Genomic DNA, 19,260 nt, shown 5'->3' with positions numbered 1-19,260 from the left:
TCCCAATACAATGTCGTACCTGGTTGAACTGGGTAGAAAAAAACACGTCATAAAATTGACTGCATACAAAAATTGACTCTACTAGTGGCCAATTGCTGGCGTCATTTTATCGTGTTGGCATACGGCGCTTTATTCACTCCCCGGATCAGAACCAGACACTATGTGGCGTGAAACCAAAATTTTACTGGTCGATGACAACAGCGAACGCCGCCGTGACCTGGCGGTGATTCTAAATTTCCTTGGGGAAGAACATCTGGCCTGCACCAGCCAGAATTGGCGCGAGACGGTCGACAAACTCGAAAGCCCGCGCGATGTGCTGAGCGTCTTGCTCGGCGAAGTCACCAGCAAAGGTGGCTCCCTGGAACTCCTCAAGCAATTGAGCGCATGGGACGAGCAACTGCCGGTGCTGTTGGTAGGCGAGGCCGCCCCGCAAGACTGGCCGGAAGATATCCGTCGCCGTGTGCTTAGCACCCTGGAAATGCCGCCCAGCTACAACAAACTCCTCGACTCCCTGCACCGCGCTCAGGTGTACCGCGAAATGTACGACCAGGCGCGTGGCGCCCGTGCCCGCGAGCCCAACCTGTTCCGCAGCCTGGTCGGCACCAGCCGCGCCATTCAGCAAGTACGGCAGATGATGTCGCAGGTGGCCGATACCGAAGCCAGCGTGCTGATCCTCGGCGAATCGGGCACCGGCAAGGAAGTGGTCGCACGTAACCTGCATTACCACTCCAAGCGCCGCGATGCGCCCTTTGTGCCGGTCAACTGCGGTGCCATTCCCGCCGAGTTGCTGGAAAGCGAGCTGTTCGGCCATGAGAAAGGCGCCTTTACCGGCGCCATCACCAGCCGAGCAGGGCGTTTTGAACTGGCCAACGGCGGGACGCTGTTTCTCGACGAAATCGGCGACATGCCGCTGCCGATGCAGGTCAAGCTGCTGCGCGTGCTGCAAGAACGCACCTTTGAGCGTGTGGGCAGCAACAAAACCCAAAGCGCGGACGTGCGCATCATTGCCGCCACCCACAAGAACCTGGAGCAAATGATCGAAGCGGGCACGTTCCGCGAAGACCTCTACTACCGCCTCAACGTGTTCCCCATCGAAATGGCCCCGCTGCGTGAGCGTGTGGAAGATATTCCGCTGCTGATGAACGAGCTGATTTCCCGTATGGAAGTGGAGAAGCGCGGTTCGATCCGCTTTAACTCCGCCGCCATCATGTCGCTGTGCCGCCACGACTGGGCCGGCAACGTGCGCGAATTGGCCAACCTGGTGGAACGCATGGCGATCATGCATCCCTACGGCGTGATCGGTGTGCTGGAGCTGCCGAAGAAATTCCGTCAGGTGGACGATGAGCACGACCAGCAAGCCACCAGCGTGCGCGACGACCTGGAAGAGCGGTTCTCCTTCAATACCAACCTGCCAAGTGCCGACAGCTCGGCGATGCTGCCGCCCGAAGGCCTGGACCTCAAAGACTACCTCGGCAACCTCGAACAGGGCCTGATTCAACAGGCGTTGGACGACGCCGGAGGCGTGGTGGCCCGTGCCGCCGAACGCCTGCGCATTCGCCGTACCACCCTGGTGGAGAAGATGCGCAAATACGGTATGAGTCGTAAGGATGACGACGAACAGTCGGATGATTGACGCGTAATTTCTGAGCTTCTCACTAGTGCCTTGAAAAATAAGGATATTTTTTTAGGCACGGCTATTGCTAGTTCTCTCTCGACTGACCGTCTTATGACGGCTCACCGGGTGAGAGAGAACCATGAAGCAAACCGCACTCCCAACTTCCAGCACTGCCGTAGACGACCTCGAGGCCTCCAGCCGCGAAGGGCTTGAGCAGGCGTTCGCCATGTTCAGCCAGATGTCCACGCAGCTCAGTGACTCCTACAACCTGTTGGAAGCGCGGGTGACCGAGCTCAAGGGCCAACTGGCGCTGGTGAGCGCTCAGCGTATGCAGGAGCTGGCCGAGAAGGAGCGCCTGGCGCACCGGCTGCAGAGCCTGCTGGACGTGCTGCCCGGCGGCGTGATCGTCATCGACGGCCAAGGCGTGGTGCGCGAAGCCAACCCGGTGGCCTGTGCGCTGTTGGGCAAGCCGCTGGTAGGCATGCTCTGGCGCGAAGTGATTGCCCGCAACTTTGCCCCGCGCAAAGACGACGGCCACGAAGTCTCGCTGAAAAACGGTCGCCGCCTTTCGATTGCCACTCGGTCTCTCTCCGCCGAACCCGGGCAACTCGTACTCCTTAACGACCTGACGGAAACCCGTCAGCTGCAAGACCAACTGGCCCGCCATGAGCGCCTGTCGGCGTTGGGCCGCATGGTTGCCTCGCTCGCCCATCAAATTCGTACGCCGCTGTCGGCCGCGTTGCTCTACGCCAGCCATTTGACGGAGCAGGTGTTGCCGGTCGATCAACAGCAACGTTTTGCCAGCCGCCTGAAAGAACGCCTGCACGAACTGGAACACCAGGTGCGCGACATGCTGGTGTTTGCCCGTGGCGAACTGCCGCTGCCGGACCGCCTGGCGCCGAAAAAACTCTACGACGCGCTGCGCGCCGCTGCCGAATCCCATGTGCAGGAATGAACGTGCGCTGGCAATGTGATGCCCATGTCGGTGAGATGCTGTGCAACCGCGACACACTGGTCGGTACCGTACTGAATCTGGTGGAAAACGCCATTCAGGCCGCCGGCCGCGATGCCAATCTGAAAATTCATTTCTATAGCCGTGGTCAAACCCTGCGTCTGTGTATCAGCGACAACGGCCCCGGCATCGACGCCAATACGCTGGCGCGTCTGGGCGAACCGTTCTTTACCACCAAAACCACCGGCACCGGCCTTGGCCTGGCAGTGGTTAAAGCGGTGGCCCGTGCCCACCAGGGCGAACTGCTGCTGCGCTCGCGCCCCGGGCGTGGCACCTGCGCCATTCTGGTATTGCCGCTGATTTCAGTGGCCCCACGGGTTTCCCAGGAGTAACAGCCCATGGCTAGCAAAGTTTTATTGGTAGAAGACGACCGCGCACTGCGTGAGGCGTTGGCCGATACCCTGGTAATCGGCGGCTACGACTTTTGCGCGGTAGACAGTGCCGAAGCGGCGCTGACGGCGTTGGGTCGCGATTCGTTTTCCATGGTGGTCAGCGACGTCAACATGCCCGGCATGGACGGTCACCAACTGCTCAACCAGATCCGCAACCGCTACCCGCAATTGCCGGTGCTACTGATGACCGCCTTCGGCGCCGTCGAGCGTGCCGTGGATGCCATGCGCCGTGGCGCCGCCGATTACCTGGTCAAACCCTTCGAGCCCAAAGCGCTGCTGGAGTTGGTAGAGCGCCACGCCCTCGGCCGCTTGAGCAAAGACGATGGCGACGGCCCGGTGGCCCTGGAACCGGCCAGTCAGCAATTGCTGGAGCTGGCCAAGCGCGTGGCGCAGAGCGATTCCACAGTGCTGATCTCCGGCGAGTCGGGTACCGGCAAGGAAGTGCTGGCGCGCTTTATTCACCAGCAATCGCCACGGGCCAACAACCCTTTATCGCCATCAACTGCGCGGCCATCCCCGACAACATGCTGGAAGCCACGCTGTTCGGTCACGAGAAGGGCGCCTTTACCGGCGCCGTCGCCTCGCAGCCCGGCAAGTTCGAGCTGGCCGAAGGCGGCACCATTCTGCTCGACGAGATTTCCGAAATGCCCCTGGGCCTGCAAGCCAAGCTGCTGCGGGTGCTGCAAGAGCGCGAAGTGGAGCGGGTGGGTGCGCGCAAGCCGATTGACCTGGATATCCGCGTACTGGCCACCAGCAACCGCGACCTGGCCGGCGAAGTGGCGGCGGGGCGGTTCCGTGAAGACTTGTTCTATCGCCTGTCGGTATTCCCGCTGGGCTGGCGTCCGCTGCGTGAGCGCACCGCCGACATTCTGCCGCTGGCAGAACGCCTGCTGGCCAAGCACGCGAAGAAAATGAACCACGCCCCGGCACGGCTTCGGCCGAGGCGCAGCACGCACTGACCGGCTACCCATGGCCGGGCAACGTGCGCGAGCTGGATAACGCCATTCAACGGGCGCTGATTCTGCAGCAGGGCGGCACCATTCAGCCGCAGGACCTGTGCCTGAGCGGGCCGATTGGTTTGGCGCCTCTGGCCAGCCCGGTGCCGACATTGGTGGCCGTGGCCAGCGGCAGCGCCCTATTGTCGACAAGCGATGACGGCGGCGCGCTGGGTGATGACCTGCGTCGGCACGAGTTCCAGATGATCATCGACACCCTGCGGGCCGAGCGTGGCCGGCGCAAGGAAGCCGCCGAACGCCTGGGCATCAGCCCGCGCACCTTGCGGTACAAGCTGGCGCAGATGCGGGATGCGGGGATGGATGTAGAGGCGTATTGTTCGCCAGTTGATTGTCTGACCGAATAACAAGAAGCCCGCCATTTGGCGGGCTTTTGCTTTTCTGTAGGAGCGAGCTTGCTCGCGAACGGGGTTTGCAGGGTTCGCGAGCAAGCTCGCTCCTACGGAACCCTGTTCGTGTCTTAGAGCGGGCTGATTCGAATCAGCATGCCCAGGTTCGAGTGATCCAGATACGTCAGCTCGCCAGTTTTCAGGCGCGCGCTCTGCTTCAACCGCTCACTGCCGGTCAGCAACCCGGTGCCATCAAACTGGTTGATCCAGAAGTTGGCATCCAGATCGACAAACTTCACCTGCTTCAGGCTCAGCGTGCCTTCCACTGGGTAGTGGCCAAACTGCTGGTTGCCGGTATTCACCGCAATCTTGGTCGGCGCGCCGCCCATGCTTTGTTGCCAAGCCTGGTGCAGCAGCACGGTATAGCCATTTTTCTCGTTCAGCTTGGCCGCCTCGCCATTCAGCGCGGTGCCGCGGGCATTGTCGGCGGCGCTGCCTTGCACGCCGGCAGCCCAATCGTCCGGCGCGGTCTGGCTGGCAGGAATCGGCTCGCCGGCCTGGCGGAAGATGATCAGCTCAACCTGATACAGGCCATCGGCAAACGCCATCGGCGCAACAAGGCTCAGGAGCAGGGCGAAACAACGGAGGGCACGCATTCAGTAGTCCTTTAGTAATCAAGCTTGTTTGGGCGTGAGGCGCTCGAACAGCGCTTCCAGCACGTTAAATCTTTCTTCCGGACGCTCCATCGGCACCTGGAATTTGAACTGGGTGGCGCCTTCGAATTTGTAGCGGTTGGGCTGGCCTTGAATCAGCTTGATCAGCACCAGAGGGTCGACCTGGGTATCGGCGGCAAATTCAATCTTGCCGCCTTGCGGGCCGGCGTCCAGTTTCTTGATGCCAAGCTGCTCGGCTTGCAGTTTGAGCAGGGTCAGGCGCATCAGGTTCTTGGTCGGCTCCGGCAACAGGCCGAAGCGGTCGATCATTTCTACCTGCAGTTCCTTCAACGCCTCTTCATCGGCGGCCGAGGCAATGCGTTTGTACAGAATCAACCGCGTGTGCACATCTGGCAGATAGGCATCGGGAATCAACGCCGGTACGCGCAGATTGATTTCCGGGCCGCCGCCGAGCGGTTGTTCGAGGTTTGGCTGCTCGCCTTTGCGGATGGCTTTCACCGCGCGCTCGAGCATTTCCATATACAGGGTAAAACCCACCGCCTGAATCTGCCCGCTCTGGCCGTCGCCGAGCAATTCGCCGGCGCCACGGATTTCCAAGTCATTGGTGGCCAGCACAAAACCGGCACCGAGGTCCTGGGTGTTGGCGATGGCTTCCAGGCGCTTTTCGGCGTCCGGGGTCATCTGCTTGCGCGGCGGCGTCAGCAGGTAGGCATACGCCTGGTGGTGACTGCGACCAACGCGGCCACGGAGCTGGTGCAGCTGGGCCAGACCGAACTTGTCAGCGCGCTCGATGATGATGGTGTTGGCGCTCGGTACGTCGATGCCGGTTTCGATGATGGTCGAGGCGATCAGCACGTTGAAGCGCTTGTGGTAAAAGTCGCTCATCACCTGTTCCAGCTCGCGCTCGTGCATCTGCCCGTGGCCGATGCCGATACGCGCTTCCGGTACGAGTTCGGCCAAATCAGTGGCGCATTTCTCGATGGTTTTTACATCGTTGTGCAGGTAATACACCTGGCCGCCGCGCAGCAGTTCACGCAGCAAGGCTTCCTTGATGACGGGCTTTTGCTGCTCCATCACAAAGGTGCGCACCGACAAACGCCGCGCTGGTGGCGTGGCGATGATCGACAGGTCGCGCATGCCGGACACGGCCATGTTCAGCGTGCGCGGAATCGGTGTGGCGGTGAGGGTGAGGATATCCACCTCGCTGCGCAGGGCCTTGAGCTGTTCCTTCTGGCGCACGCCGAAACGGTGCTCCTCGTCGATGATCACCAGGCCCAGGTTTTTGATTTTGACGTCGTCCTGCAACAGCTTGTGGGTGCCGATCACGATATCGATCTTACCCTCGGCCAGTTGCGCGACGGCGGCCTTCACTTCCTTGTCGGACTTGAAGCGGCTCATCACTTCCACGGTGACCGGCCAATCGGCGAAGCGGTCGCGGAAGCTGTTGTAGTGCTGTTGGGCGAGCAGGGTAGTGGGCACCAGAATCGCCACCTGCTTGCCGCTGTGCACGGCAATAAAGGCCGCGCGCATGGCCACTTCGGTCTTGCCGAAGCCCACGTCGCCGCACACCAGGCGGTCCATCGGCTTGGGCGCGAGCATGTCGGCCATGACGGCTTCGATGGTGGTTTGCTGGTCCGGGGTTTCTTCGAACGCGAAGCCGGCGCTGAAGGTGGCGTAATCGAGTTTCGGGTCGGCGAAGGCATAGCCTTCACGTGCCGCGCGGCGAGCGTAGATATCCAGCAGTTCGGCAGCCACATCGCGGACTTGTTCGGCGGCTTTGCGTTTGGCCTTCTGCCAGGTTTCCGAACCCAGGCGGTGCAGCGGGGCCAGCGCGTCGTCGCTGCCGGTGTAGCGGGCGATGAGGTGCAGGTTGGCCACCGGCACATACAGCTTGGCCTCGTCGGCGTAGGCCAGCATGAGGAATTCGGCGATCTGGTTGTCCACTTCCAGCGTCGCCAGGCCCAGGTAGCGGCCGACGCCGTGGTCGATATGCACCACCGGCGCGCCTTCGCGAAGCTCGGTGAGGTTTTTGATCACCGCATCGCCGTGGTCGCCACGGGTTTTCTCGCGGCGCCGGCGCTGCATCACGCGTTGGCCGAACAGCGGGCTTTCGGCGATCAGGGCCAGGGCCGGGTCGTCCAGCTGCAAGCCGTCGTCCAGCGGCGCGATGGTGATCGCCAGGCGCTCTTTGCCGGTGGTGAAGTCGCTCCAGCCTTCCACTTCGATCGGTTTCAGGTGCAGGCGGGCCAGCAACTCCAGCAGCACTTCACGGCGCCCGGCGGATTCGGCGGTAAACAGCACGCGGCCGGGGAAGTCGTTGAGGAAGTTTTCCAGGGCGGCCATCGGCTGCTGGGCTTTGGCCTGAATGGCCAGGTCTGGCAATGCCTGCGCGGGGAAGCGCTCGCGGCCGACGCCAACGTCCACATCCTGTTGGCTGACCACCACGCGTGGCCAGTTTTTCAGGCGCGCGAAGCAGTCTTCCACCGGGAGGAACAGCTCGGCTGGCGGCACCAGTGGGCGCTCGGGGTCGACGCGGCGTTCTTCGTAGCGGTTGCGAACGTCGTTCCAGAAGTTCTCGCTCGCCTGCTCGATGCCCGGCAGCGAGAACACCTGGGTGTCGCTGGGCAGGTAGTCGAACAGGGTGTCGGTTTCATCGAAAAACAGCGGCAGGTAGTACTCGATACCGGCCGGAGTGATGCCGCTGTTGAGATCCTGGTAAATGGTGCAACGGCGGAAATCCACGTCGAAACGGTCGCGAAAGCGCGCGCGGAAGCCGGTGACGGCTTCTTTATTCAGCGGGAATTCACGGGCCGGCAGCAGGCGAATCGAGTCGACCTTGTCGATGGAGCGCTGGGTTTCCGGGTCGAACGTGCGCAGGGTTTCGATTTCGTCATCGAACAGGTCGATGCGGTAGGGCTGCGGCGTGCCCATGGGGAATAGATCGATAATGGCGCCGCGCACGGTAAATTCGCCGTGCTCGTATACCGTCTCTACATAGCGGTAGCCGGTGGCTTCGAGCCGCGTGCGCATCTGCTCCACGTCCAGCTTCTGGCCCACATCCAAGACCAGGCTGCTACCCAGCAGAAAACGCTTGGGAGCGAGACGGTGAAGGGCAGTGGTGATCGGCACTACAAGAATGCCGTGACTTAGCTCCGGCAAGCGGTAGAGACTGGCGATGCGCTGGGAAATAATGTCTTGGTGCGGCGAGAACAGGTCGTACGGCAGGGTTTCCCAGTCGGGAAAATGCAGCACCGGGAGCTCTGGCGCAAAAAACTTCAGCTCCTGCTCCAAACGTTCGGCGCTCTGGCTGTCAGCAGTCAGCAGCAGCGTGAAACGTTTGGCGGCGTTAGCGGCTTCGGCAATCGCCAGGCTTAGTGCTGCGCCAGGGAGGTTGCCCCACGTTTGTTTGCCAGAGGCGGCGGGAAGGCTGGGTAAGCGCAATACGGACACGAGAGGTCGTGGCTCCGGTTGAGGATTAACCCGGCCGATTGTAACTATCCAGGCTCGATGCTGTCAGTGTTTCGTCCGCTGCAGATTGCCGCCGGTTGCGGAGGCCGTCATAATGTAGCCCGTTTTTTCAGCCCCTACATACTTGTTAAAGGTATTGCCCGTGACTCAGAAGCCTGATCAGTGTCTTGGTGAATGGATTGATCGTGAAGCACTCGCGGAGGCGATGATTCCGCTGATTGGTCAGCTGTACCGCAATAACAATGTGGTGACCTCGATTTACGGCCGCAGCATGATTAATCGCTCGGTTATCCAGATTCTCAAAGCCCACCGTTTCGCCCGTCACCGTCAGTCCGACGAAAGCGAACTGTCGGTTCACGAGACCTTCGCCGTTCTGAAAGAAATGAGCAGCCTGAAACTGGGCGCCGCTTCTGTTGACCTCGGCAAACTCGTCGTCAAATTCAAAGCCGAAGGCAATGGCCGCGCCATCGAGCAGTTCGTGCGTGACGAACTGGCCGCTGTAGTGGGCAAGCAAAACGGCACCGCGCGCAAAGGCACCGATGTTGTGTTGTACGGCTTCGGTCGTATCGGCCGCCTGCTGGCGCGCATCCTGATCGAGAAAACCGGCGGCGGTGATGGCCTGCGTCTGCGTGCCATCGTTGTGCGCAAAGGCGCCAGCAACGACCTGGTAAAACGCGCCAGCCTGCTGCGTCGCGACTCGGTACACGGTCCGTTCAATGGCACCATCACCGTTGACGAGGAAAACAACACCCTCACCGCCAACGGCAACCTGATTCAAATCATCTACGCCAAAGACCCGAAAGAAGTCGACTACACCCAGTACGGCATCAGCAATGCCCTGCTGGTCGACAACACCGGTGTATGGCGTGACGCCGAGGGCCTCGGCCAGCACCTGGCTTGCCCAGGCGTTGACCGCGTGGTGCTCACCGCGCCGGGCAAAGGCAAACTGAAGAACATCGTGCACGGCATCAACCACGGTGAAATCACTCCGGACGACAAAATCATCTCCGCCGCTTCCTGCACCACCAACGCCATCGTGCCGGTGCTGAAAGCTGTGAATGACAAGTTCGGCATCGTTAACGGCCACGTTGAAACTGTTCACTCGTACACCAACGACCAGAACCTGATCGACAACTTCCACAAGGGCGACCGTCGTGGTCGCAGCGCGCCGCTGAACATGGTTATCACCGAAACCGGTGCTGCCACTGCTGCCGCCAAAGCCCTGCCGGAACTGGCTGGCAAGTTGACTGGCAACGCCATTCGCGTACCGACGCCGAACGTGTCGATGGCCATCCTCAACCTGAACCTGGAAAAAGCCTCCACCCGGGAAGAGATGAACGAGTACCTGCGTTACGTGGCGCTGCACTCGGATCTGCATCGCCAGATCGACTTCGTCAATTCGCTGGAAGTGGTTTCGACCGACTTCGTGGGTTCGCGCTTTGCCGGTGTGGTCGACGCTGAAGCCACCATCTGCAACGACAACCGTGTTGTTCTGTACGTTTGGTACGACAACGAATTCGGTTACAGCTGCCAGGTTGTGCGTGTGATGGAAGACATGGCGGATGTAAATCCTCCGGCTTTCCCGCAGTAAGCGCGGTTCGGGCATAAAAAAACGGGAGCTTCGGCTCCCGTTTTTTTATGGGTACTACTCTCTACTTTTGAGCGCGCTGCCATCCGAAACTCTGGATTCCCGCCTGCGCGGGAATGACGGTGGTGTGGAGGAAAGACCCGTCGTCCCCGCGCAGGCGGGGACCCAGAATCTTGCGCCGAGCACCTTAAGGCGTGGCAAGCAGCCTTTCGCGTAATTCGTCCGACAACCCATCCCGCGCCAACCACAGCCCCAGATACGCCCGAGCAAACTCGGCGTTATGGTTGCGGTACACCTGTTTGCCGTTGAGCTCCAACACCAATCCACCCGCCGCGCTGTAGTTGAGCGCGTAGCGGTCGCCTGGCTGGATATCCTTGAAGTTCGCCTCCATCGGTTCGATTTCGGCGCGCAGGGCTTGCAGCTTGTCGGCCGGTTGCTGGCGTTCGAGGGTGGTCCAGGCGGCTTTGATCACGTCGCTACGGTCTATGGCGCGCAGGTAGTAAAGCTCCAGGCGCTGGTCGCGCATCTGGCTGACGGCATCGCGCGGGCTCACGCCGGCATCGGTGTAGAACGCCACGGCATACAGGTCCACCCACAGGTAGGTGAGCACCGTCTGGGTTTTGCGTTGCAGCTGCTCCCGCTCGGCCGGGAAGGCGGCTTGCTGCAAGGGTTCGCTGGCCCACAGGGCATTGCTCGACAGCAGTAACAACAGGGCAAAGGTCAGGCGCATGGCGGTGCTCGCAAACAAAGGCCCTGCCAGCATACGACGTTGGCGATGACAGTTGTTTGGCCACTTTTGCACTGTTGCCGATTGCGACCCAGTGTTGGTCGCAATCGGCGCTGTCGAGGGCCTGGCCTGCGCGTTATCCTTGCTCGCCCGCGTTGACCTCCGAGTGCTGCCTTGTCCTGCCGCTATCTGTCTGTTCTGGTTTGCCTGTTTCTGGTTGGCTGCGGCCCGCAGGTCGCTGAGTTCGGCGGCCCGACCATGGGCAGTCACTATTCGATTAAATACGTGGCCGGCGCTAACACACCGGGGCAAGCCAAGGTGCAGGCGGACGTGGAAGCGGTGCTGGCCGAGGTGGATCAGCAGCTGTCCACCTGGCGTGCCGACTCCGATCTTTCCCGCTTCAACGCCTTGCCCGCCGGCAGTTGCGCGCCCATGCCGGCGCCGGTGCTCGAGTTGGTGACCTTCGCCAACACACTGTGGAAAGAAAGCGACGGCGCCTTCGATATCACCGTCGAACCGCTGATGAACCTCTGGGGTTTTGGCCCGCAATCGCGCAGCCAAGAGGTGCCAAGCGCCGAGCAGATCACGGCGGTCAAGGCGTTGGTCGGGCAAGCCAATCTGCGCATCGACGGCGAGCAGTTGTGCAAAGACATCGCCCTGCAGCTGGACCTCAACAGCATCGTCGCCGGCTACACGGTCGACCGCATCGCCACCTTGCTCGGCACGCTAGGCATCGACAGCTACCTGTTGAACGTCACCGGCGAGCTCAAGGCCGCTGGCAAAAAGCCCGACGGTTCGCCATGGAAAGTCGCCATCGAATCGCCCCGTGAAGACGTCCAGGTCGCCGAGCAGGTGCTAGAGCTCGATGGCCTGGGCGTGTCTACCTCGGGCGATTACCACAATTATTTCGAGCGCAACGGCCAGCGCTATTCCCACACACTAGACCCGCGCACCGGCGCGCCCATCACCCATGCGCTGGCCGAAGTGACGGTGCTCGACGCCTCCACCCTGCGCGCCGACGGTCTATCGACTTTACTGATGGTGCTGGGCCCCGAACGTGGTGTTGCGTTTGCCGAAGAGCAGGGCATCGCCGCGTTGTTTGTGAGCCGTACGGCAAACGGTTTTCACAGTCAGGCCACTGCGGCCTTTACCCGGCAAGTTGCCAACGCGCACACGCCATTAGCAGTCACTCGCGATGTAGTGCATTCAACGCTCGCCTACCTAGCGACCAATCGCTAATGTGCGCAACACAACGTCGCAGTTAAGCTGCGCGGCAGTTTTGAGCTGTTCCAGAGGAGTGAACATGGCGGTCTACAACTACGACGTGGTGGTATTGGGTTCGGGCCCGGCGGGCGAGGGGGCAGCCATGAACGCTGCCAAGGCCGGGAAAAAAGTGGCGGTGGTCGACAACCGTCGCGAGGTCGGCGGCAACTGCCTGCACCTCGGCACCATCCCGTCCAAGGCGCTGCGTCACTCGGTTCGGCAGATCATGCAGTTCAACACCAACCCGATGTTTCGCCAGATTGGCGAGCCGCGTTGGTTCTCCTTCCCGGACGTACTGAAAAGCGCCGAGCGGGTGATCTCCAAACAAGTCACCTCGCGCACCAGCTACTACGCACGCAACCGGGTCGACCTGTTCTACGGCACCGGCAGTTTCTCCGATGAGCAAACCATCGAAGTGGTCTGCCCCAACGGTGTGGTGGAAAAACTGGTGGCCGCGCAGATCATCATCGCCACCGGCTCGCGCCCGTATCGCCCGGCCGATATCGACTTTCACCACGAGCGCGTCTACGACAGCGACACCATCCTGACCCTCAGCCACACCCCGCGCCGCCTGATCATTTACGGCGCCGGCGTGATCGGTTGCGAGTACGCCTCGATCTTCAGTGGCCTGGGCGTGCTGGTCGACCTGATCGACAACCGCGACCAGTTGCTGAGTTTCCTCGACGGTGAAATCTCCGATGCCTTGAGCTACCACCTGCGCAATAACAACGTGCTGGTACGCCACAACGAGGAATACGAGCGCATCGAAGGTATGGAAAACGGCGTGGTGCTGCACCTCAAGTCCGGCAAGAAGATCAAGGCCGACGCCTTGCTCTGGTGTAACGGCCGCACCGGCAACACCGACAAGCTGGGCCTGGAAAATATCGGCATCAAGGTCAACAGCCGTGGCCAGGTCGAGGTCGATGAGAGCTACCGCACCAGCGTGTCCAATGTGTTTGCCGCGGGTGATGTGATCGGTTGGCCAAGCCTGGCCAGTGCCGCCTTCGACCAGGGCCGTTCGGCCGCTGGCAGCATCATCGAAAATGGCAGCTGGCGCTTTGTGAACGATGTGCCGACCGGCATTTATACGATTCCGGAAATCAGCTCCATCGGTAAAACCGAGCAGGAACTGACCGCGGCAAAAATTCCGTATGAAGTGGGCAAGGCGTTCTTCAAAGGCATGGCCCGTGCGCAGATCGCCATCGAGCCGGTGGGCATGCTCAAGCTGTTGTTCCACCGCGAAACCCTGGAAATTCTCGGCGTGCACTGCTTCGGCTATCAGGCTTCGGAGATTGTGCATATCGGCCAGGCGATCATGAACCAGCCGGGTGAAGCCAACACCATCAAGTACTTCGTGAACACCACGTTCAACTACCCGACCATGGCGGAAGCCTATCGGGTTGCGGCGTTCGACGGCCTCAACCGGCTTTTTTGAGCGGCACCGACCGGCGGCCTGAGCCGGTCGGGGAGGCGGACTGTTTCGGGTTCAGCGATTCGCGAGAGTGGCGCTGGCCAAACCGGGAAAGTCTGTAATCAGGCTGTCCACGCCAAAGTCGGCGAGCCGGCGCATCAGCGCCGGTTCGTTGACCGTCCACACCGACACATGCAGCCCTTGCTTCTGCGCTTTGAGCAGACGCTCGGGCGTGCATAACGTCCAGTTCAACGCCAGCAACGTACAGCCGTAGTTCTGCGCCACCTTCAGCGGATCGAGCCAGGCGTACTCGGCCACCAGCCCGCGGGCCAGGTCCGGTGTCAGGTTTGCCGCAGCGCGCAACACTTCCCGCGAGCTTGAGGTGATGGTCACCTTGTCCAGCAGATTGTATTCCTGCGCCAGCTCCCGAATAGCCAGCACGGTGCTCGCCGCGCGTACCCGCGAGGCGCTTTTCACTTCCAGCTGCCAGTGCTCGAAATCGCATTTCTCGAACAGCTCGGCCAAGCGCGGAATCGGCGTCGGCTGCACCGCTCCCGGGCCGCCTTTGCGCGCGTCGTAGGTGACCAGTTCGGCGGCGTCGTGTTCGACCACCTTGCCGCGATGGCCAGTAGTGCGTTTCAGGGTGGGATCGTGGATCACCATCAGCTCGCCATCGCGGGACAGATGCAGATCCAGTTCGCAGCGGCGTACGCCGTGCTTGAGGCATTGCTGGAAACTGGCCAGGGTGTTTTCCGGTGCTTCGCCCTTGGCGCCGCGGTGGCCGTAGATCAGGGTCACGGTTGCTCCTTGCTGAAATCGTGCTTAGTTGGAAACGGGTGGGGTGGCCGCCGGCGCAGGTTGCGCGGCACGCGGCTCGAAGTGGCGAACGGCGTCGACCACATGGGTGTTCTCGAAGTACACGCTGAAATCACGGTAGTCCCAGCGGGTGATTGGCGGGTTGCCGACCGGCTTGTGCTCTTCGTCCGGCAGGCCGAACTGGTCGAGCACGCTGCGCTGCAATTGGCCGCGCACGGGCAGCGGCGTACTGCTGGCGCCTTGCTGGCCGAGGGGGATTTCCAGGGTGTCGGCTTGGGCCGCCAGGGGCAGCAGGCCAAGCAGCAGGCTTAACAACAGAGTAGGGCGATGCATAAAGGGTCTTCTTCTGCAGGTCTACCAGCAGCTTAGCCGCTGGATGTTTCTCGGGCTTGGCGACGTTCCATCGCCTGCTTCTGCAGAATATGCCGAGCCAGCAATTGGCGCTGTGCGTCGGTCAGCGCTTCGAACTCGGTGCCGATCTCGAACTGGCCGTTTTCCTGCTGGCGGCAATGCACCACCTGGCCGCGCAACAGCAGGCCGAGCGCCTGGGGCATCAGCACCATCTTGATCGCCAGATGGCTGCCAACGGTCACAGCTTGCGGGTGTTCGAAACTCACGCCGCCCTCCGACAAGGTCACCTTTTTCGGCGCGCCGACTTCGCGTACCAGGTTCTGTGCCAAGGCTTGACCGAGCAGGTCGATGCGCTTGTTCACCACCTTCAGGTAGCTGGCCAGGGTGCGGTCGCGCTCGCCGATATGGCGCAACAAATGTTGCGATTCGAAGTCGGAAAGGTGCAGGTCGCTGAGCAGATTGAACAGCGGGGAGTCGTCGTGCAGGGCTTCGCTGGCCACCGCTTCGGCGCCTGACAGAAGGCTGAATTCCAGTGCGATCGTATCGGCGATGCGATAGTATTCGCGGCGATCACTTGCATCGTTAGACGTCATGGCGAACCCATGGCAGCGGTGGTTGTCAGAGCCATAGCTCCGCGCAGTGTGCCCAAAGTGTAAGGCCGCAAGCCACGCCTCGCCACTGTTGGATTTTGTACAGCAGGATGCCCCTTCCTTCGCAGCGAAAACTCTCCTTCTATGTTCAGACCGCTGTCCGTTTTTATCGGTGCACGTTACACCCGTGCCAAACGCCGAAACCATTTTGTTTCGTTCATCTCCCTGACCTCGATGATTGGCCTCGCCTTGGGCGTGGTGGTAATGATCGTGGTGCTCTCGGTGATGAATGGCTTCGACTATGAAATGCGCACCCGCGTGCTGGGCATGGTGCCCCACGCCACGGTGGAGTCGTACGAGCCCATCGATGACTGGCATGCCTTGGCCACCAAGGTACTGCAACACCGTCAGGTGCTGGCCGTCGCGCCGTTCACCCAGATGCAGGGCCTGCTGACCAACAACGGCACCTCGCAAAAGGTGTTGATCAATGCCATCGACCCGGCCGAAGAAGCGAAAGTCTCGATCATCGACAAATTCTTCAAGCAAGGCAGCCTGGACGCCCTTAACAAGGGTGAGTTCGCCTTGCTGATCGGCGACAAGGCCGCCGCCAAGCTCGGCGTGAAAGTCGGCGACAAAGTCACCTTTGTGGCCCCCGACGTAACCGTTACCCCGGCCGGTCTGTTTCCCCGTCTGAAGCGCTTTACCGTGGCAGGCATCTTTCATGTCGGCGCCGGCGAAATCGACGGCTATATGGCCCTGGCCAATATTCACGACATCGGTCGCTTGCACCGTTGGAAGCCCAACCAAGTGCAGGGCCTGCGGCTGAAATTCGCCGATCTGTTCCAGGCGCCACGGGTTTCCTGGGAAATTGCCGGGCAGTTGGGCGACCGCCAGTTCGTCGCCCGCGACTGGACCCGCACCCAGGGCAACCTGTACCAGGCCATCCGCATGGAGAAATCCATGATCGGCCTGCTCTTGCTGCTGATCATCGCGGTGGCGGCCTTCAACATCATTTCTACCCTGGTGATGGTGGTCACCGACAAGAAAGGCGATATCGCCATTCTGCGGACCCTGGGCGCCACGCCGGGGCAGATCATGCGGATCTTCATGGTGCAGGGCACCGTGATCGGCGTGGTCGGCACCCTGATCGGCGCGGTGCTCGGCATTATTGCCGCGCTCAATATCAGCAGCTGGATCGCCAGCATCGAGCACCTGTTGGGGTTTAAATTCCTCAATGCCGATGTCTATTTCATCGACTACCTGCCCTCGCAATTGATGGCCCAGGACGTGCTGCAAGTGTGCGGCGCGGCCTTGTTGCTGAGTTTCCTCGCCACTCTTTACCCGGCCTGGCGCGCGGCGCGCACCCAGCCCGCGGAGGCCCTGCGTTATGAGTAATGTCGCTATGCAAGCCACAGCCAATAAAGCCGTTCTCAGCTGCCGCAACCTGGGCAAAAGCTACGACGAGGGCCCGCAGTCGGTCGTCGTGTTGTCCAACCTGCAACTCGAGCTGCACCCTGGTGAGCGCGTGGCCATCGTCGGCAGCTCCGGTTCGGGCAAAAGCACGCTGCTAAATATGCTCGGCGGCCTCGACACCCCGAGCACCGGCAGCGTCTGGCTGGCCGGCGAAGAACTGTCGGCTCTGAGCGAGAAAAAACGCGGCCTGCTGCGTAACCGCGCGCTGGGCTTCGTGTACCAGTTCCACCACCTGCTGCCGGAATTCACCGCGCTGGAAAACGTCTGCATGCCGCTATTGATCGGCAAGGTCGGCATTCCAGAAGCCCGGGAACGTGCGACCAAATTGCTGACCCGCGTCGGCCTCGGCCATCGCCTGGCGCACAAGCCGGCCGAACTCTCCGGCGGCGAGCGCCAACGCGTGGCCATCGCCCGCGCCCTGGTGAACAACCCCGGCTTGGTGCTGCTCGATGAGCCTACCGGCAACCTCGACCACCACACCGCCCAGGGCATTCAGGATTTGATGCTGGAGCTGAGCCGCGATTCGAAAACCGCCTTTCTGGTGGTGACGCACTCGCAGGAACTGGCGCAGCAAATGGACCGGATCTGGCGTCTGGAAGACGGCAAGTTGGTGGCTGCCTGATGTTCCGCCCGCTCAGCCTCTTTATCGGCCTGCGCTATACCGGCGCCAAACGCCGTAACCAGTACATCTCGTTTATCTCCCTGGCCTCGATGATCGGTCTGGCCCTGGGCGTGATGGCGATGATTACCGTGTTATCGGTGATGAACGGATTTCAGCGGGAAATGAGCTCGCGGATTCTTGGCATGGTGCCCCACGCGACGGTCACCGGTGCGCAACCGATTGCCGATTGGCAGCAGGTGGCCGCCGAAGCGCGCAAGAACCCGCAGGTGACCGCCGCCGTACCGTTTGCCGAGTTGGACGGCATGCTCTCCTACAAGGGTGTGATGCAGCGGTGCAAATCAACGGCATCGACCCGCAGGAAGAAACCAAGGTCTCGATCATCGGCCAGCACATTGTGCAGGGCAGCCTGGATGCGTTGAAGCCGGGCGAGTTTGGCGTGGTGGTCGGTGAAATCACCGCGCGCCGTTTCCGCTTGAACGTCGGCGACGCTCTCACCTTGATCATTCCCGAACTGAGCAGCGCGGTCGGCGGTATTACCCCGCGTATGCAGCGCCTGAATGTGGTGGGTGTATTCAAGGTCGGCGCGGAACTGGACAGCTCGCTGGCCATGATCAACGTCGCCGATGCCGCCCAGCTGCAGCACATGCAAAGCGGCCAGGTGCCGAGCGTGCGCTTGGCATTGAAAGACCTGTACCAGGCGCCGCAAGTGGCGGCGGCAGTGGCCAAGCAACTGGGTGACGGCTACCGCCCCAGCGACTGGACCGTCAGCCAGGGCAGCCTGTTCAGTGCGATGAAAATGGAAAAGACCATGATCGGTCTGCTGCTGTCGCTGATCGTGGCGGTGGCTGCATTCAATATCATCGCCACGCTGATCATGGTGGTCGCAGACAAGGGTGCCGATATCGCCATCTTGCGTACCCTCGGCGCCACGCCGGGGCAGATCATGGGCGTCTTCATGGTGCAGGGTACGGTGATCGGTGTGATTGGTACGGCGGCCGGCGGCCTGCTCGGTGTGTTGCTGGCGCTGAACGTCAGTGCAGTGGTGGGCTGGCTTGAGCGCATCACCGGGCAACATATCTTCAGCTCTGACGTGTACTTCGTCAGCAACCTGCCCTCGGAACTGCAAGCCCCGATGTGGTGTTGATTTGCAGTGTGGCGTTTATCCTCAGCTTCCTGGCGACGCTGTATCCATCGTGGCGCGCGGCGCAGATTCAGCCCGCCGAGGCGCTGCGCTACGAGTAAGGGTTGAACCCACAAAAAAACGCCGCGTAATGCGGCGTTTTTTATTGCGCGGGGTTCGTCAAAGCGCCGCTCTCTCTCGGCGAATCTTTTGACGCTTCTTCCAGCTACTGCGCACCCACCAGCGCCAATACAGCATCGTCAGCAGATAGCCCAGTGCCCCGGCGATCAATCCCGCCAGCAACGAGCCGACCAAAAACGGCGCCAGAATCGGCTTCCACAACAGCTGGATCAGCTCCCAGGAAGGGTCTTCAAAGAAGTGGCTGATGCGCGGCCAGACGTTGGTGGTGATCTCGCCGACCGGCACCTGCATCACCCACGAACCGAGCTTGTAGGTGCAATAAAACACCGGCGGCATGGTGATGGGGTTGGTCAACCACACCAGGCCCACCGAGATCGGCAGGTTGGCGCGCAAGGGAATCGCCAGGGAAGCGGCTATCAGCATTTGCAGAGGCAGGGGGATGAAGGCGGCGAACAAGCCGACGGCCATGGCGCGCGCAACTGAGTGACGATTGAGGTGCCAGAGGTTGGGGTCATGCATCAGCGTGCCGAGAAAACGCAGCGACTTGTGCTCGCGAATCAGCTCGGGGTTGGGCATGTAGCGCTTGAACAGGCGGCGCGGCATAGGCATCTCTGGCAGGCGGAAAAAGGCGGATTATGCCCCGATTGTTCGGGGG

The 19,260-nt window shown here is 61.3% G+C and carries 13 protein-coding genes and 3 pseudogenes; 9 read left to right on the top strand and 7 right to left on the bottom strand.

The window, feature by feature from the left end; all coding sequences use genetic code 11:
* Positions 1-160: 160 nt before the first annotated feature.
* From AC0V2S_RS24430 to AC0V2S_RS24420, 3 genes and pseudogenes are all read left to right on the top strand, one after another.
* Positions 161-1,633, top strand: coding sequence for a sigma-54-dependent transcriptional regulator (locus AC0V2S_RS24430; RefSeq protein WP_475511978.1), 1,473 nt, complete (start codon positions 161-163; stop codon positions 1,631-1,633).
* A 121-nt stretch (positions 1,634-1,754) separates the two neighbouring features.
* Positions 1,755-2,959: pseudogene (locus tag AC0V2S_RS24425) on the top strand (sensor histidine kinase).
* 6 nt (positions 2,960-2,965) lie between these two features.
* Positions 2,966-4,379, top strand: a pseudogene (locus tag AC0V2S_RS24420) (sigma-54-dependent transcriptional regulator).
* A 113-nt stretch (positions 4,380-4,492) separates the two neighbouring features.
* On the opposite strand, the gene AC0V2S_RS24415 reads toward AC0V2S_RS24420, so the two are convergent.
* Positions 4,493-5,017, bottom strand: coding sequence for a peptidoglycan binding protein CsiV (locus tag AC0V2S_RS24415; RefSeq protein WP_475511977.1), 525 nt, complete (start codon positions 5,015-5,017; stop codon positions 4,493-4,495).
* Positions 5,018-5,035: 18 nt separating this feature from the next.
* Complete coding sequence (mfd, locus tag AC0V2S_RS24410) at positions 5,036-8,485, bottom strand: transcription-repair coupling factor (protein ID WP_475511976.1); 3,450 nt, start codon at positions 8,483-8,485, stop codon at positions 5,036-5,038.
* A 160-nt stretch (positions 8,486-8,645) separates the two neighbouring features.
* Between mfd and AC0V2S_RS24405 the strand changes: the two genes are divergently transcribed.
* Positions 8,646-10,094 (top strand): glyceraldehyde-3-phosphate dehydrogenase, encoded by a 1,449-nt coding sequence (locus AC0V2S_RS24405; RefSeq protein WP_475511975.1) that lies wholly within the window; start codon positions 8,646-8,648, stop codon positions 10,092-10,094.
* Positions 10,095-10,278: 184 nt separating this feature from the next.
* Here AC0V2S_RS24405 and AC0V2S_RS24400 read toward each other — a convergent pair whose 3' ends face one another.
* Positions 10,279-10,821: a chalcone isomerase family protein gene (locus AC0V2S_RS24400; protein ID WP_475511974.1), complete on the bottom strand. Its 543-nt coding sequence runs from the start codon at positions 10,819-10,821 to the stop codon at positions 10,279-10,281.
* A 171-nt stretch (positions 10,822-10,992) separates the two neighbouring features.
* On the opposite strand from AC0V2S_RS24400, the gene AC0V2S_RS24395 reads away from it, so the two are divergent.
* Together AC0V2S_RS24395 and sthA are read left to right on the top strand one after the other, a co-directional pair.
* A complete protein-coding gene (locus AC0V2S_RS24395; protein WP_475511973.1) occupies positions 10,993-12,057 on the top strand; it encodes an FAD:protein FMN transferase in 1,065 nt (354 codons plus the stop codon).
* Between the two features lie 64 nt (positions 12,058-12,121).
* Positions 12,122-13,516 carry a Si-specific NAD(P)(+) transhydrogenase gene (sthA, locus tag AC0V2S_RS24390; protein WP_475511972.1) on the top strand — a complete coding sequence of 465 codons (1,395 nt, stop codon included), beginning with the start codon at positions 12,122-12,124 and terminating at the stop codon, positions 13,514-13,516.
* A gap of 51 nt (positions 13,517-13,567) precedes the next feature.
* On the opposite strand, the gene AC0V2S_RS24385 is transcribed toward sthA, so the two are convergent.
* From AC0V2S_RS24385 to AC0V2S_RS24375, 3 genes are read right to left on the bottom strand one after another with little or no spacing between them, the layout of a single operon-like run.
* Positions 13,568-14,290 carry a glycerophosphodiester phosphodiesterase gene (locus AC0V2S_RS24385; RefSeq protein ID WP_475511971.1) on the bottom strand — a complete coding sequence of 241 codons (723 nt, stop codon included), beginning with the start codon at positions 14,288-14,290 and terminating at the stop codon, positions 13,568-13,570.
* 24 nt (positions 14,291-14,314) lie between these two features.
* A complete protein-coding gene (locus tag AC0V2S_RS24380; RefSeq protein WP_475511970.1) occupies positions 14,315-14,641 on the bottom strand; it encodes a phosphodiesterase in 327 nt (108 codons plus the stop codon).
* 32 nt (positions 14,642-14,673) lie between these two features.
* The gene (locus AC0V2S_RS24375) at positions 14,674-15,252 is read right to left on the bottom strand and encodes a PilZ domain-containing protein (protein ID WP_475511969.1); all 579 of its coding nucleotides are present in this window, start codon (positions 15,250-15,252) and stop codon (positions 14,674-14,676) included.
* A gap of 141 nt (positions 15,253-15,393) precedes the next feature.
* On the opposite strand from AC0V2S_RS24375, the gene AC0V2S_RS24370 reads away from it, so the two are divergent.
* From AC0V2S_RS24370 to AC0V2S_RS24360, 3 genes and pseudogenes are all read left to right on the top strand, one after another.
* Positions 15,394-16,644, top strand: coding sequence for a lipoprotein-releasing ABC transporter permease subunit (locus AC0V2S_RS24370; protein ID WP_475511968.1), 1,251 nt, complete (start codon positions 15,394-15,396; stop codon positions 16,642-16,644).
* Positions 16,645-16,651: 7 nt separating this feature from the next.
* Positions 16,652-17,344 (top strand): lipoprotein-releasing ABC transporter ATP-binding protein LolD, encoded by a 693-nt coding sequence (gene lolD, locus AC0V2S_RS24365; protein WP_475511996.1) that lies wholly within the window; start codon positions 16,652-16,654, stop codon positions 17,342-17,344.
* Positions 17,344-18,586, top strand: a pseudogene (locus AC0V2S_RS24360) (lipoprotein-releasing ABC transporter permease subunit). The gene lolD and the pseudogene AC0V2S_RS24360 overlap by 1 nt, the downstream one beginning before the upstream one ends.
* Positions 18,587-18,644: 58 nt before the next feature.
* On the opposite strand, the gene AC0V2S_RS24355 reads toward AC0V2S_RS24360, so the two are convergent.
* Complete coding sequence (locus AC0V2S_RS24355; RefSeq protein ID WP_475511967.1) at positions 18,645-19,208, bottom strand: DUF2062 domain-containing protein; 564 nt, start codon at positions 19,206-19,208, stop codon at positions 18,645-18,647.
* Between the last annotated feature and the right edge of the window lie 52 nt (positions 19,209-19,260).

This window comes from Pseudomonas sp. CC11G (assembly GCF_056174845.1).
Note: the sequence above shows the minus strand (reverse complement) of the source record. Positions and strands in the feature narration are given on the sequence as shown.